13 protein-coding genes are annotated in these 14,169 nt (G+C 67.2%); 10 read left to right on the plus strand and 3 right to left on the minus strand.

Translation table 11 applies throughout. The features are described from left to right. The first annotated feature begins 14 nt into the window (after positions 1 to 14). From DSM104443_RS06370 to DSM104443_RS06380, 3 genes are all read left to right on the plus strand, one after another. Positions 15 to 1,679 carry a putative 2-aminoethylphosphonate ABC transporter permease subunit gene (locus DSM104443_RS06370; RefSeq protein WP_212756993.1) on the plus strand — a complete coding sequence of 555 codons (1,665 nt, stop codon included), beginning with the start codon at positions 15 to 17 and terminating at the stop codon, positions 1,677 to 1,679. Positions 1,680 to 1,885: 206 nt separating this feature from the next. Then, complete coding sequence (locus DSM104443_RS06375; RefSeq protein ID WP_171090542.1) at positions 1,886 to 3,022, plus strand: 2-aminoethylphosphonate--pyruvate transaminase; 1,137 nt, start codon at positions 1,886 to 1,888, stop codon at positions 3,020 to 3,022. After that, a complete protein-coding gene (locus DSM104443_RS06380) occupies positions 3,019 to 4,596 on the plus strand; it encodes a class I SAM-dependent methyltransferase (protein WP_171090543.1) in 1,578 nt (525 codons plus the stop codon). Before DSM104443_RS06375 ends, DSM104443_RS06380 begins: the two co-directional genes overlap by 4 nt. 10 nt (positions 4,597 to 4,606) lie before the next feature. On the opposite strand, the gene DSM104443_RS06385 is transcribed toward DSM104443_RS06380, so the two are convergent. Together DSM104443_RS06385 and DSM104443_RS06390 are read right to left on the minus strand one after the other, a co-directional pair. Continuing rightward, on the minus strand, positions 4,607 to 5,335 hold the full coding sequence (locus tag DSM104443_RS06385; RefSeq protein WP_171090544.1) for a class I SAM-dependent methyltransferase: 729 nt from the start codon (positions 5,333 to 5,335) through the stop codon (positions 4,607 to 4,609). 67 nt (positions 5,336 to 5,402) lie between these two features. Next, a complete protein-coding gene (locus DSM104443_RS06390) occupies positions 5,403 to 7,310 on the minus strand; it encodes a beta-propeller domain-containing protein (RefSeq protein ID WP_171090545.1) in 1,908 nt (635 codons plus the stop codon). Between the two features lie 82 nt (positions 7,311 to 7,392). On the opposite strand from DSM104443_RS06390, the gene DSM104443_RS06395 reads away from it, so the two are divergent. Continuing rightward, on the plus strand, positions 7,393 to 7,818 hold the full coding sequence (locus DSM104443_RS06395) for a hypothetical protein (protein WP_212756995.1): 426 nt from the start codon (positions 7,393 to 7,395) through the stop codon (positions 7,816 to 7,818). A 31-nt stretch (positions 7,819 to 7,849) separates the two neighbouring features. Here the strand turns inward: DSM104443_RS06395 and DSM104443_RS06400 are convergent, their stop codons facing one another. Further along, complete coding sequence (locus DSM104443_RS06400; RefSeq protein ID WP_212756997.1) at positions 7,850 to 8,980, minus strand: NHL repeat-containing protein; 1,131 nt, start codon at positions 8,978 to 8,980, stop codon at positions 7,850 to 7,852. Between the two features lie 141 nt (positions 8,981 to 9,121). Between DSM104443_RS06400 and DSM104443_RS06405 the strand changes: the two genes are divergently transcribed. The 6 genes from DSM104443_RS06405 to DSM104443_RS06430 are packed head-to-tail and all read left to right on the plus strand — an operon-like array spanning position 9,122 to position 14,137. Next, complete coding sequence (locus DSM104443_RS06405; protein WP_171090548.1) at positions 9,122 to 9,604, plus strand: GlcG/HbpS family heme-binding protein; 483 nt, start codon at positions 9,122 to 9,124, stop codon at positions 9,602 to 9,604. A gap of 32 nt (positions 9,605 to 9,636) precedes the next feature. Further along, positions 9,637 to 10,740: a TIGR03364 family FAD-dependent oxidoreductase gene (locus tag DSM104443_RS06410; protein WP_171090550.1), complete on the plus strand. Its 1,104-nt coding sequence runs from the start codon at positions 9,637 to 9,639 to the stop codon at positions 10,738 to 10,740. After that, entirely contained in the window at positions 10,737 to 11,255 is a 519-nt protein-coding gene (locus tag DSM104443_RS06415) for a class I SAM-dependent methyltransferase (RefSeq protein ID WP_171090551.1), read from the plus strand. The genes DSM104443_RS06410 and DSM104443_RS06415 overlap by 4 nt, the downstream gene beginning before the upstream one ends. Positions 11,256 to 11,300: 45 nt before the next feature. Beyond that, positions 11,301 to 12,179, plus strand: coding sequence for a 4-hydroxy-tetrahydrodipicolinate synthase (dapA, locus tag DSM104443_RS06420; protein ID WP_171090553.1), 879 nt, complete (start codon positions 11,301 to 11,303; stop codon positions 12,177 to 12,179). Between the two features lie 15 nt (positions 12,180 to 12,194). Continuing rightward, the gene (gene bamC, locus DSM104443_RS06425; protein ID WP_171090555.1) at positions 12,195 to 13,370 is read left to right on the plus strand and encodes an outer membrane protein assembly factor BamC; all 1,176 of its coding nucleotides are present in this window, start codon (positions 12,195 to 12,197) and stop codon (positions 13,368 to 13,370) included. Between the two features lie 5 nt (positions 13,371 to 13,375). Continuing rightward, positions 13,376 to 14,137, plus strand: coding sequence for an MBL fold metallo-hydrolase (locus DSM104443_RS06430; RefSeq protein WP_171096262.1), 762 nt, complete (start codon positions 13,376 to 13,378; stop codon positions 14,135 to 14,137). Positions 14,138 to 14,169: the final 32 nt, after the last annotated feature.

The following is a 14,169-nucleotide window of genomic DNA, read 5'->3' on the forward strand; positions in this document are numbered from 1 at the left end:
CCGCGGGGACGACGGTGCGTTTGAAGGTCCACTGGACCGACCGGATCGGCAACGTGCTGCTGGTCGTGGCGGGCATCTCGCTCGCCGTGTTCCTCATCGCGCCGCTCGCGATGATCCTCATGAAGAGCCTCGAGGACAAATCGGGCGCCTTCGTGGCCCTCGCCAACTTCGAGCAGTACTTCCACACGCCCTCGCTCGCGAAGTCGATCTGGAACAGCGTGTGGGTCTCCACGCTGGTGACGGCGGTCACCATCCCGCTCGCCTTCACGTTCGCCTACGCGCTCACGCGAAGCTGCATCCGCTTCAAGCCGCTGCTGCGCAACATCGCTCTGGTGCCGATCCTCGCGCCCTCGCTGCTGGCGGCGATCTCGTTCATCTTCTGGTTCGGCAACCAGGGGTTGCTGAAGAGCTGGCTCATGGGCTCGCAGATCTACGGCGCGCCCGGCATCGTGATCTCGATGGTGTTCGCGACGTTCCCGCACGCGCTCATGATCCTCGTCACCGCGCTATCTCTCACCGACGCGCGGCTCTACGAGGCGGCCGATGCGCTGGGCACCAGCTCGGCCCGGAAGTTCTGGACCATCACGCTGCCCGGCGCCAAGTACGGGATCATCAGCGCATGGATGGTGGTGTTCACCTACGCGCTCTCCGACTTCGGCATCCCGAAGGTGATCGGCGGCAACTTCAACATGCTCGCCACCGACATCTTCAAGCTGGTGATCGGCCAGCAGGACTTCCCCAAGGGCGCGGTGGTCGCGATCATCCTCCTCGTGCCCGTGGCGGTGACATACGTGGTGGACGGCTACGTGCAGAAGCGACAGCAGGCTCTGCTCTCGGCACGATCGGTGCCGTACGTGCCCAAGCCTTCGAAGCTCTACGACTGGATCATGGCCGCGTACTGCTGGCTGCTCGCCATCGTCTTCCTCGCCGTGCTGGGCATGGCGATCTACGGCTCGCTGGTGAAGCTCTGGCCGTACAACTTCTCGCTGGTGCTGGACCACTACCGCCTCGGCCTCATCGATGCGGGCGTGATCGTCTCGTGGTGGAACAGCGTGAAGATGGCGCTCTGGTGCGCGACACTCGGCGCGGTCTTCATCTTCGCCACCGCTTACTTGATGGAGAAAACGCGCGGTGTCGACCCCCTGCGGCCCTTCGTGCGCCTGATGGCCGTGCTGCCGATGGGCGTGCCGGGCATGGTGCTGGGCCTGGGCTATATCTTCTTCTTCGTGCAAGCGGACAACCCGCTGCACTTCCTCTACGGCAGCATGGGCATCCTCGTGATCTGCACCACGGTGCACTACTACACCTCCTCGCACCTCACGGCCGTGACGGCGCTGAAACAGATCGACAACGAGTTCGAGGCGGTCAGCGCGTCGCTGCGCGTGCCGTTCTGGCGCACGTTCTTCAAGGTGACTTTCCCGGTGTGCCTGCCGGCGATGCTCGACATCAGCCGGTATCTCTTCGTGAACGCCATGACGACCGTGTCGGCGGTCGTGTTCCTGTATTCGCCCAAGACGACGCTGGCCTCGGTGGCGATCGTGAACCTGGACGAGGCGGGCGACATCGGGCCGGCGGCGGCGATGGCCACGCTGGTGGTGCTGACGTCGGCGGCGATGTGCGTGGTCTATTATTTCCTCCAGGTCTGGCTCGACCGCAGGACGCAAGCCTGGCGGCTTTAGAGGCAACCCTTGAACCACGGAGGCACGGAGACACGGAGGGTCACGGAGGAAGGCTTGAATGGGCGGGAAGTGGCGCGGTGGGGACCCTTGGACGATGATCGCCATTGCAATACCAGAATTCCTCCGTGGCCCTCCGTGTCTCCGTGCCTCCGTGGTTCAGCTTGTGTGCGCGGTAGCGCAGAAGTAGAGATCCGAAAGGAAAGACCATGATCAAAGGCAACGACCCCATCCTCCTCACCCCCGGCCCCCTCACGACGTCGCTCGAGACCAAGCAGGCGATGCTCCGCGACTGGGGCTCCTGGGATGCGACGTTCAACCGCATCACGGCGAGCATCTGCGAGGATGTCGTGGACGTGGTCCACGGCAAGGCGACGCACGTCGCGGTGCCGCTGCAGGGCTCGGGCACGTTCTCGGTGGAGGCCGCGATCGGCAACCTCGTGCCGCGCGACGGCAAGGTGCTGGTGCCGAACAACGGCGCGTACTGCCTTCGCATCCTGAAGATCTGCAAGTACCTCGGCCGCGCGCACGTGGCGCTGGACATTCCCGAGGACAAGCATCCGACCGCCGCGATGATCGAGGAAGCCCTGGTGAAGGATCCGTCGATCACGCACGTGGCGCAGGTGCACTGCGAGACCGGCGCCGGCATCCTCAATCCTCTGGCGGAGATCGCGGAGGTCTGCGCGAAGCACGGCAAGGGCTTGATCGTCGATGCGATGAGCTCCTTCGGCGCGCTCGACATCGACGTGTCGAAGCATCCGATGGATGCCGTCATCGCCGCGTCGGGGAAATGCATCGAAGGCCCGCCCGGCATGGGCTTCGTGATCGCCCGCAAGGCCGTGCTGGAGAAGTGCCAGGGCAACTCGCACTCGCTGGCGATGGACCTCTACGACCAGTGGACGTACATGCAGAAGACCACGCAGTGGCGCTTCACGCCGCCGACGCACGTGGTAGCCGCGTTCCACGCGGCGCTGGGCCAGTTCAAGGCCGAGGGCGGGCAACCGGCGCGCGGTGCACGCTACCGAAAGAACTGCGAGACGCTGATCGAGGGCATGGGCGCGCTCGGGTTCCGCACGTTCCTCTCGAAGGAAGTACAGGCGCCCGTGATCGTCACGTTCCACGCGCCCGGCGATCCCGCGTACACCTTCAAGGACTTCTACGAGAAGGTGAAGGCGCGCGGCTACATCCTCTACCCCGGCAAGCTCACGCAGGTGGAGACCTTCCGCGTCGGCTGCATCGGCGCCATCGACCACAACGAGATGCGCAACGTCGTCTCCGCGGTCGCCGAGACGCTCAAGGAAATGGGCGTCCAGAAGGTCGCGCCGAAGCTGCTGGCCGCGGCTTGACGCTCGGGGAGGCGCTCGGGCTGGCCGAGGCCGGCCGCGTCGACGAGGCGATCCGCATTGCCCTCGCGGAGCTCGACCGCGCCGAAACACCGCAAGCCCGGTACGTCTTCACGCGCTGCATCGAGAGCGCCCGGCTCACGCGCGTGCCGTCGCGGGTGCGCGCGCTGGTGGTGCGGGCGCTGCGCGAGGCCTGGATCCGCCCCGAGGACCTCGCTCGCGGTGCCGTGAGCCTGTTGCGCGGTTCCCCGCCGATCGATCGCACGGATCCGCTCTTGCTCGCGCTGCTGGAAACGTCGCCGGTGCCGGACGCCAAGCTGGAGCGCTTCCTCACGCAAGCGCGCCGCGAGTTGCTCGAGGCGGCCGTGCGCGACGACGATTCGGTCGTGACGGATTTCGAAGCGGCGCTGGCGCACGTGTGCCTGCGGAACGACTTCGTCTTCGATGCCCTGGACGACGAGCTCTCGGTGGTGGCGCGGTTGCGAAGCGATCTCGAGGCCGCGCTGGGATCCGGAAGACCGGTCGGCGAGCGTCGCTTGCTCGCCGCGGCCTGCTACTTTCCGCTCGTGGGCCTCACGCACTCGGCGGCGCTGCTGGACCCTGCGTGGAGTGCTCGTCTCGAAGATGTGCTTCGCGTCCACGTGCGCGAGCCGATCGAGGAGCGCGGGCTTCGCGCGCGGATGCCGCGGCTCACCGACATCGCGGACGGCGTTTCCGAAGCGGTGCGTGCGCAATACGAGGAGAGTCCGTATCCGCGTTGGTCGAGCCTCGAACCCGCGGGTGCGCCGGTTGCGCTCGACACGTACCTGCGCCAACGGGTTGCCGGACTTCCGCGCGAACCGATCGAAGGAACGCAATTGCTCGTCGCAGGGTGCGGCACCGGCCGCGAACCGATCGGCCTCGCACGCCAGGTGGCGGGCTCGCAGGTGCTGGCCGTGGACCTGAGCCTCGCGAGCCTCGGCTATGCGCAGCGCAAGGCGGTGGAGCTCGGCGCGGACAACGTCGAGTTCGCGCAGGCCGACATCGTGCGGCTGGGCTCGATCGGGCGCACCTTCGGCTACATCTCGTCGAGCGGCGTCTTGCACCATCTCGCGGATCCCGCCGAAGGGCTACGCAACCTCGTGCCGCTGCTGCGCCCCGGGGGATACATGATGCTGGGCCTGTACAGCGAGCTCGGCCGCCGTGCGGTGGTCGCAGCGCGGCGCCACATCGCGGAGCGAGGCTACGCGCCGACCGCGGACGGCATCCGACGCTGCCGGCGCGACATCCTCGCGGCCGATGCGGGCGAACTCGCGCAGGTGATGTCGTTCGACGATTTCTTCGTGGGCAGCGAGTGCCGCGACCTGCTTTTCCATGTGCAGGAGCATCGCTTCACGGTTTCGAAGATCGCTGCGCTCCTCGAATCCGCGGGCCTCGCCTTCGCGGGCTTCAGCGTGCCACCGTCCACGCGCCAGCTCTACGCGAGGCAGTTTCCCGAGGATCCCCACGGCCTCGTGCTCGGCAACTGGCAGTCGTTCGAAGAAGCGCATCCGCAAACCTTCGCCGGGATGTACTTCTTCCTCGCGCGCAAGCCGTAGTTGCGCCGGGTTAGCGGGGCTTCACGAACCTCAGCGCGAACTTGTCCGACGGGGGCGTGGCCTGGTTCGACGATTCCGCGCGCGTGTCCGCGGCGTTTCGCATGAATGAGCCTTCGCCGTCCAGCACGAATCCCGCGCGCCGGATCTCGGCGATCACGAAGGCCTCCTCGATGCGGTGCAGCGTCTTGCCCGCGCTGATGCCCGTGCCCGGCAGCGCCGAGTGATCGATGACGACGTAGCGGCCGCCGGGCTTGAGCGCGGCGAAGATCTTCCGGTTCATCGCGTCGCGATCGACCGGCAGGTAGCTGATGTCGTGATAGTTGAGGACCAGGGTCACGAGGTCCAGCGGGGCCGCTTCCGGCGGGACCGGATCGTCGAACGTCCGCTTCGCCACCACGAGGTTCGCCTGCGGATGCGCGGCCATGCGTTCGTTCAGCACCGTGCCCGGCTGCTGCGCCTGCGCCCACACCTTTCCGGACGGTCCCACCGCCAGCGTCAGCAGTTGAGCGGTGTAGCCGCCACCGGTGGCCATGTCGAGCACCTCCATGCCGGGCCGCACCTGGGCGAACTGCAGCAGCTCCACGGGACGGCGCGTCTCGTCCATCTTCCGGTCGCGGTCGGTGCGGATCGGATTCGCGAGCAGGGCGCGATATTGATCGGTGGAAATCGGTGCGTCCTGGATGGCGCACGATGCGACGGCGGCGGACATCAGGAGTGTGGCGGCGATACGGGATTTCATCAGGACTCCCGGGAGAATGTCGTCAGGTGCGGGGCGGACATTCTCCCATGCAACTCCCGCGTGCTCCCTAGGGCGCACGGGCGATGCGTTGCGCGCCCGGTGCGAAGCTCGCTCGTCCCACCTCGTTGATCGTGCCGCTCGAGAAACGTCCTTCGACGATCTCGTAGCCCAGCAACGCGAAGATGCGCCCGCGCAGGAACACCGGGCGGGCGTTGCCGTACCAATCCACGCACGAGGCCTTGCACGCATCGTCGGTGCCGGTGGCCTTCGCGCCCAGCTCGCCGATGTCGCCGAGCATCAGCGCGTCGTTGCGCATGAACATCACGGCCGCGGATCCGTCGCGAAGCTGCTTGTGGCCCGCGCGGCCGCCGCCCACGACGGGAAGGCCAAGCAGGCCCGTGTCGTCGGTGTCCGGCTTGTAGAAGAACCCGTGGCTGCGCGTCTCGCCCTGCGCCGCGTCCTCGCGTGTGAAGCGGTGCGCGACGGTCGCGGTGTCGTCGAGGCGAACGCTCGAGAGGAGCAGGTCCTTGCCGGCGGTGCCGACGACGAGCGCGTGGCGGCCGAGCGCTTCGATGCGATCGACGCCATGGGGGAGCGAGATCGTTTGCGGCGCATCGCACAGGTCCCAGCGGACGGCGTGGAGCGGATTGCGCTTCGTCGCGTTCGGTCCGCCCCAGGTGCTGCCGGACCCATAGAGCAGCCACGAGCCGACGAAGCGGTTCTGCACGGTGTAGCCGGCGGGCGAGGGCAGCTTGCGGTAAGCCTCGGCGGGCGCGGCATCGGTTCCGTTGCCGAAGCGATCGAGCGAGACGCGCATCAGCGCGGTGGATCCGGCGGAGGATTCCGACGACCACATTGTCTCGCCGCGGCCTTCCGAACGCACGAGCACGTTGAGGAAGCCGTCGCTCTCGAGGAAGCTGAATTGATCTATGGGGCTGCCGCTCGCCTTCAGCGCGGTGGGCGGCGCGCCGGAAAGCGGCATGCGGAAGACCGCGGAGGCCGAGCGCGCTTCCTTCGCGACACGGCGGTGATCCGTCGTCCACACGAACACGTTCTCCTGCGACACGTAGAACACGCGGCCGGCGGGGCCGAGCACGCCCGTGGCCTCGCACGCCATGTCGCGCTTCGCGAGATCGCAGGAGGTCACCGTGTGCAGCGTGAGGCCCTGGCCCTCGACCGCGTCGTCGGTGCGATAGATGCGCGTGGCGGGCGCGATGCGCTTGAAGTCCGCCGGCACCGCGTCCTTGCTCCACTTGCGCATCGCCGGGAAGCCCGCGAGCGTGTCGCCGTGCAAATTGAGATAAAGCGGCGTGTAGAAGACGAGCTTGTCGCCGACCAGGCGGCTCGCGTAGTTGCGCGAGGAATAGTAGTCGTTGGATTTCAAGTGATAGGTCCCGCGATGCGAGAGCTTGCCGGCGCGGTCGATGTCGAAGAGGCCGACCTCGGTGCCGCCGCGCGCGTACGAGTAGCCGATCACGATCACGGTGTTGCGGTGGATCAGCATCTCGTCGTACCACGCGCCGCGCGGATCGACGCCTTCGCCGAACGCGTCCGCGTAGGAAGCCGGCGAGAGGCTGGCACCCATCGCCACCGTGAAGAGACGCCCGCGGCGCAGGATCACGAGGTGCTCGCCGTGCACCTTCACGATGCCGCCCTCGTCGACACCGACGGTCTGCGTGTTGGTGATCGATTCTTCCTTCGCGGTGCCCGCCATTGCTTTCGCGGCGGGTGCAGCGGGGGAGGTGAGTGCGGGAGCGTTTTGCGCCGACATGGAGTCGGCCATCGCCCCCAGCGCGCGCCGGCCGGGAGGCGCCTGCCGCTTGCGTTCCTTCTCCAGCCAGTCCTTCAACTCCGCCTCGTCTTTGAACGCGGTCAGCGTCTTGGCCGGCGGAATGGGAATGAGCGAACGGGCGGTGGCGGGCAGGGCGGCCGCAATGAGCGCCGCGGCGAGGACAACGATCGGGAACCGTTTCACGGGGCTTCTCCTTTTTTCGGGATCAGCCCCTGTGAACGGACGGAATGGGCGAACGGGTTAGCGAGCGAGGTTTCTTTCGTTCATGATCACTCGCATGAACAGGCCCCGAAGGACTCTCCTCCTTTCGACCGTTGTCCTGCTCGCCGGCTGTGCAGGCCCCGGTTCGCGGCAGCAATCACAGGCGATCGAGATCGCAAATGTCGGGAGCGCGGATCTGCGAAACGTTCAGTTCCAGTACGCAAACGCGTTCGACATCGACAGGTCGGTCCTGGGGCCAAGGGCGAGAGTGTCCCGCTTCGAGTTCTCACCCGTGCCCGATGCCGCCTACCTTTCGTGGATTCCCTCGGATGGCCGTCAGCGAAGCCTGGCAATCCCGATTCGAGGCGTTGTCCCGGATTCGATGGACGGGAAGGGACTGCTCTTCGAAATCGACGAAGGGTCGGTTCAGGTGTATCTCTCGCAGAACTTGCTGAATTTCTCGCGAAAAGAGCGAATCTTCCCGCCCTAGCCGGGCCGCGACCTGCGGCCCGGAACGGCGGTCATTGCGTCCGATTGAATTTCTGCGCCCTGCGACCGTTGCCGACCTCGGCCGTATAAAGGTTGCCGGCCGAATCGATGGCGATGTTGTGGATCCAGCGGAACTCGCCGGCCATGCGGCCCGGGCGGCCGATGGTGCCCACCACGGCGCCATCGCTGCGGCGAAGCGTGTGCACCTCGCCGTTTGCGCCGTCGGCCACGAACATCCAACGCTGCTGCGGGTCCTCCGAGAGCACGAGGTCCCAGGCCGAGCCGTTCTGGCGCGTCTGCGGCTCGACGCTGAATTCCTTCACGAACTTGCCGTCCTTCTGGAACACCTGGATGCGGTCGTTGGCGCGGTCGCACACGTAGAGCAGGTTGTCGTTCGAGAGGCGCACGCAGTGCACGGGGTTGGAGAACTGCTGCGGGGCCGGGGCCTTCGGGTCGTACGGTGCCTGCTTGTCGTCGTTCGGTTTGTTGCCGTACGCGCCCCAGTGCCGCTTGTAGGCGCCGGTCTTCGCGTCGGCCACGAGCACGCGGCGGTTCTTGTAGCCGTCGGCGATGTAGAGCTCGCCCGCGGCCTCGTCCACGATCATGTGCGCGGGCTTGCCGAGCAAGTTCGGATCGTTGCTGCCGCCCGTCTTGCCGGGCGTGCCCACCGTCATCAGCCACTTGCCGTCGGGCGTGAACTTGAGGAGGTAGTTGTCGTTGTCGTCCTGCGCGCCGATCCAGACGTTGCCGTCGGCGTCGACCATGATGCCGTGCTCGTTCTTCGGCCACGGATACTGGTCGGTGCCCGTGCCGCCCCAGCTGCGCAGCAGATTGCCCTGGCGATCGAACTCCATCACCGGCGGCGCGGCCTTGCAGCATTTCGTCGTCGGCGGGTTCAACTGCGCGCCCTTCTCGTCGTCCACGAGCGACTTGGGACGATGCACGATCCAGATGTGGTCGTTCTTGTCGACGGCGATGCCCGCGACCTGGCCGAGCATCCAGTTCTCCGGCAGCGGTTTCGGCCAGTACGGATCGACGGCGAACTTGGGCGTGGCTTCGGGGTTGTGGCCGCGAACCGGCGCGGGCGTTTGCTGCGTGAGCTCGGCGCACGCGGCGGCGAGCACGGCGAGTGCCAGTGAAGCGGCGATCCGGGTGATTCGCATGGTGTCCCCTCCAGGGTCTTGGTCTGTTTTCATCATTCGAACGACTAGCGCTCCATATTAGCCTTCGCGCAATGCCGGGAGTATTTTGCGTGTGCAGGTGTTTATCGCAGGCCAAACCAACAAATCCATGGAGGAAAGACGATGAGATTCGCCCGATTGGCCGCCCTTGGGGGCGGCATTGCAGCGCTCACGGCCGGCATCGCGTTCGCGCAGGTTCCGCAGTACGGCCCCAACGTCACGATCGAACAGGCCCGCAAGATGGTTGCGGCCGGCGTCGTCGAGGCCAAGAAGAACAACTGGCCCGTGGCCATCGCCGTCGTCGACACCGCGGGCCAGCTCGTCGCATTCGAGCGACTCGACCAGACGCAGACCGCGAGCACGATGATCGCGCAGGACAAGGCCGTGTCGGCCGCGATGCTGCGCCGTCCGACGAAAGTGATCCAGGACGCGCTCGCCGCCGGCGGCGCGGGCGTGCGATTCCTCGGGCTGCGTTACGCGAGCCCGGTGGAAGGTGGCATCCCGATCACGGTCGACGGCAAGATCGTCGGCGGCATCGGCGTTTCCGGCGTCACGTCCGAGCAGGACGGCATGGTCGCCGCCGCGGGTCTCGCCGGCCTGAAGTAAGCCCGTCACGGCCGTGCCGCTATGATGGCGGCATGGCCGCATTCGACCTCGTCGTCGCGGGCGCGGGCATCCTGGGCCTCGCCCACGCGCTCGCCGCGACACGCCGGGGCCTGAAGGTCGCGATCGTCGAACGCGACCCGCACGCCCGGCGCTCTTCCGTCCAGAACTTCGGTTTCGTCACGCTCGCGGGACAGGCGGAGGGCGTGACGCGTTCGCGCGTCCTGCGCTCGCGCGAGGTGTGGCTCGAGGTGACGGACAGCGCCGGCATTCCGGTACTGCAGCGCGGGGCGCTCCTCGTGGCTCGGCGCGCCGAGTCGCTCGCCGTACTCGAGGAATACGGCGCCACGCCGAGCGGCGCTCGCTGCGAGTTGCTTCCGGCAGCGGCGGTGCGCCAACGATTCGCCGCCGCCTCGGCCGGCATCGTGGGTGGCCTTCATTCACCGGACGAGCTTCGCGTCGAGGCGCGAGATGCGATTCCCGCGATCCTTCGCTGGCTGGAGGAGGCGAAAGGCGTCACGGTGCATCGTGGACGTACGGCGCTCGCGATCGAGGCCAACGGTCTTGCAACAGACGCGGGCTTCATCGACGCGGGCGCGGTCGTCGTGGTGCCCGGATCGAATGTCGCCGCGTTCGCACCGGGGCTCGCCACACGGACGCGCGCGCACGACTGCCGCCTTCAAATGCTGCGCCTGCGCGCACCCGGCGTGGAGCTGCCCGGGGTCGTGATGGGTGACCTGAGCTTCCTGCGCTACGAAGGCTTTGCCACGCTGCGCTCGGCCGCGGCGTTGCGTGAGCGCGTGGCGGCCGAACAGCCGCGCCATGTCGCCGCGGGCGTGCACGTGATCGTCGCGCAAAGCGCGGACGGCTCGCTCGTCGTCGGCGATTCGCATCGCTACGATCGCGAGTGCGACAGCGAAGACGAAGCGCTCATCCTCGATGAGTTTGCCGCGCTGGTCCATGCGCCCGGAGCCGAGGTAGTCGACCGCTGGACCGGCATCTATCCCGTGGCGGACGCGAAGCCGCTGCTGGCCGAATCGCCCACGCCGCGCTCCCGCGTGATCGCGGTCACCAACGGCCTGGGCATGAGCACGGGCTTCGCCATCGGCGAGGAAACGATCGCGGAGCTCTTCGGATGAGCCACGAACCGATCGCTTCGCCGTCCCCGTGGGTCACGCGCTGGGCGTCGATGATCCGCCCGGGCGGTGCCGTGCTCGACGTGGCGTGCGGTTCCGGCCGGCATGCGCGCTGGCTGGCGGCCCTCGGCTTCGAGGTGGACGCCGTGGACCGCGATACGTCGCTCTTTACCGGCCCGCCGTCCGGGGTGACCCTGCGCGCCGCCGATCTCGAGGACGGAAGCCCGTGGCCCTACGCCGGACAGCGGTTCGACGCCATCGTGGTCACGAATTACCTCCATCGCCCCTTGCTGCCCGTGCTGGTGGATTCCCTCGAGCCCGGCGGCCTGCTGGTCTACGAGACCTTCGCCCGGGGCAACGAACGCTTCGGGAAGCCCTCCAATCCGGCCTTCCTGCTGGCTCCGGGCGAGCTTTTGGACGCCGTTCGCGGACGATTGAGGGTCATCGGGTACGAGGACGTCACCGTCCTGGAGCCCCGGCCCGCCGCCGTCCAGCGCATGGCCGCCCGGCGCGAATGAGGTGCTAAAATCGCGGTTTTTCAAGGCCCGAGAAGCGTGTCTGGAATGTTGGCCGGAAGCCTGGTTGCGATCGTCACCCCCATGCTCGCCGACGGCGGGCTCGATTTCCCCCGCCTGAAGTCGCTCATCGACTGGCACGTCCAGGAAGGAACGGACGGGATCGTCGTCGTGGGCACCACGGGGGAATCGCCCACCGTCGACTTCGACGAGCATCACCGCGTCATCTCCTCTTCGGTGGAGTACGCGGCCGGCCGCGTGCCGATCATCGCGGGCGCCGGCGGCAACTCGACCAAGGAAGCGATCGAGCTCACCCAGTACGCCAAGAAGGCCGGCGCCAACTACGTCCTGTCGGTCGTGCCGTACTACAACAAGCCGATGCAGGAAGGGCTCTACCAGCACTTCAAGGCGATCGCGGAATCCGCCGACATCCCCGTGATCCTCTACAACGTGCCCTCGCGCACGGTCGCGGATCTCCAGAACGACACGGTGGTGCGCCTCTCGAAGGTGAAGAACATCGTCGGCATCAAGGAATCCACCTCGAACATCGAGCGCGTCACCGAGCTCATGAAGCGCGTGCCGAAGGACTTCCTCGTCTTCAGCGGCAACGACGACGCGGCGCTCGCCTACGTCCAGTTGGGCGCCCACGGCGTAATCTCGGTGACGGCCAACGTGGCCCCCCGCCTCATGCACGACATGATCGCCGCGGCGCGCGCGGGGGATTCGCGCAAGGCCATCGAGATCAACAACCGCCTGCTCGGACTGCACAAGAACCTGTTCCTCGAAACCAATCCGATTCCCGTGAAATGGGCCCTGGCGAAGATGGGGCGCATCGCGGAGGGCATCCGCCTCCCGCTCACACCTTTCGCCGCCCCGCACCACGACACCCTGGCCACCGCGCTTCGCGAAGCCGGGTGCATCGCCTAGAACAAGGATTTCCCCATGAAGCACATCCGCCTCGTCGTCCTGCCCCTGTTCGCGTTCCTCCTGATGGCGGGTTGCTCCTCCACCGGCAACAAGAGCATGGAATACCGCAGCGCGCAGACCAAGCAGAACAACGCGCCGCTCGAAATCCCGCCGGAGCTCAGCAGCCCGACGATCGACGACCGCTTCGCCGTCCCCGATCCGAAGGCACAGACCACGTTCTCCACGTATTCGCGCGATCGCGCCGCGGGTCCGCAGATTCCCTCCACCGCGGGCGTGCTTCCGGCCGTGGACGGCATCCGCGTCGAGCGCTCGGGCAGCCAGCGCTGGCTCGTGGTGAAGACCACGCCGGACAAGGTGTGGCCGGTCGCCCGCGAGTTCTGGATCGAGAAGGGCTTCACCATCCAGCGCGAGAATCCGCAGGCCGGGATCATGGAAACGGATTGGGCCGAGGACCGCGCCAAGATCCCGCAGGACGTGATCCGCCGCACCATCGGCCGCGTGTTCGACGGCCTGTATTCGACGCCGCAGCGCGACAAGTTCCGCACGCGCCTGGAGAAGAGCGCCGACGGCACCTCCACCGAGGTGTACGTAAGCCACCGCGGCATGGAAGAGGTCTACACCAGCAACGCCGAAGAACGCACGATCTGGCAACCGCGCCCGCCGAACCCGGAGCTCGAGGCCGAGTTCCTGCAGCTGCTGGCCCTCAAGTTCGGCTACGACGACAAGAAGACCGTCGCCGCGGCGGGCCTCAATCCGGCGACGAAGGCCGCCTCGGCCACCACCGGCGGCACGACGCTGCCCACGCCCGAATCGCGCAACGCCGTGCTCGAGAACAACGGCGCCGGCCCGCTCGTGGTGAACGACGGTTTCGACCGCGCCTGGCGCCGCGTCGGCCTGGCGCTCGACCGCGTGGGCTTCACCGTCGAGGACCGCGACCGCTCCAAGGGCGTGTTCTTCGTGCGCTACATCGACCCGGAAGTGGATCTCAAGACGGGCGAGAAGCAGGGTTTCATGGAGAAGCTCGCGTTCTGGAAGCCGGCGCCGAAGGCCGCGCAGCCCCAGTACCGCATCCATGTGGCCGACGCCGGCACCAACGTCTCGCAGGTGGAGGTGCAGTCGCAGGCGGGAACGCCCGAGGCGAGCCCCACCGGCAAGAAGATCCTCAACCTCCTGTACGACCAGCTCAAGTAGGCGTGATCCGCTTCGCCTCGCTGGGCAGCGGGAGCTCGGGCAACGCCACGATCGTCGAGCGCGCGGGCACGCGCGTGATGATGGATTGCGGCTTCGCCCTCGGCGAAACCAAGGCGCGGCTGGAGCGCCTGGGCCTCGCCCCCTCGCAGCTCACCGCCATCGTCGTCACCCACGAGCACGACGATCACCTGGGCGGCGTCGCGCGCTTCGCCAAGCGCTTCGCGATCCCCGTCTACCTCACGCGCGGTACCGCGCAGTGGCTGCCGGAGGATTTCCCGCTGAGCCTCGTGCACATCATCGACTCGCACACCGTCTTCGCGATCGGCGACCTGCAGGTGGAACCCTTCCCGGTCCCGCACGATGCGCGCGAGCCGGTGCAATACGTCTTCGGCGACGGCGCGTCGCGCGTGGGCGTCGTCACCGACCTGGGTTGCACCACGGCCCACGTGGAAGAAAAGCTGAGCGGCTGCGATGCGTTGGTGCTCGAGTGCAACCACGACCTCGACATGCTGATGGGCGGGGCGTATCCGGTGAGCTTGAAGCATCGCGTGTCGGGGCGGTTCGGGCACCTGTCGAATCGCGATGCGGGCGCGATCCTCGCGAACGTGGATTGCTCGCGCTTGAAGCACATCGTCGCGGCGCACCTCTCCAAGCAGAACAACACGCCGGCGCTTGCCATCGCTGCGCTTGCCCATGCATTGGGTTGCGAGCACACGTGGGTGGGCATCGCGCAGCAGGAGACGGGGTTCGACTGGCGGGAAGCCTAGCGGCTTGCTTTTGGGAGACTCGGGACCCCTTG

This window comes from Usitatibacter rugosus, from assembly GCF_013003965.1.
GTDB lineage: Bacteria > Pseudomonadota > Gammaproteobacteria > Burkholderiales > Usitatibacteraceae > Usitatibacter > Usitatibacter rugosus.

Excerpts from the sequence above, each read along its gene's own strand:
- DSM104443_RS06375 (WP_171090542.1), top strand. The coding sequence starts at position 1,886 with ATGATCAAAGGCAACGACCCCATCCTCCTCACCCCCGGCCCCCTCACG.
- DSM104443_RS06385 (WP_171090544.1), bottom strand. The coding sequence starts at position 5,335 with ATGAAATCCCGTATCGCCGCCACACTCCTGATGTCCGCCGCCGTCGCA.
- DSM104443_RS06395 (WP_212756995.1), top strand. The coding sequence starts at position 7,393 with ATGATCACTCGCATGAACAGGCCCCGAAGGACTCTCCTCCTTTCGACC.
- DSM104443_RS06400 (WP_212756997.1), bottom strand. The coding sequence starts at position 8,980 with ATGCGAATCACCCGGATCGCCGCTTCACTGGCACTCGCCGTGCTCGCC.
- DSM104443_RS06405 (WP_171090548.1), top strand. The coding sequence starts at position 9,122 with ATGAGATTCGCCCGATTGGCCGCCCTTGGGGGCGGCATTGCAGCGCTC.
- DSM104443_RS06410 (WP_171090550.1), top strand. The coding sequence starts at position 9,637 with ATGGCCGCATTCGACCTCGTCGTCGCGGGCGCGGGCATCCTGGGCCTC.
- DSM104443_RS06415 (WP_171090551.1), top strand. The coding sequence starts at position 10,737 with ATGAGCCACGAACCGATCGCTTCGCCGTCCCCGTGGGTCACGCGCTGG.
- dapA (WP_171090553.1), top strand. The coding sequence starts at position 11,301 with ATGTTGGCCGGAAGCCTGGTTGCGATCGTCACCCCCATGCTCGCCGAC.
- bamC (WP_171090555.1), top strand. The coding sequence starts at position 12,195 with ATGAAGCACATCCGCCTCGTCGTCCTGCCCCTGTTCGCGTTCCTCCTG.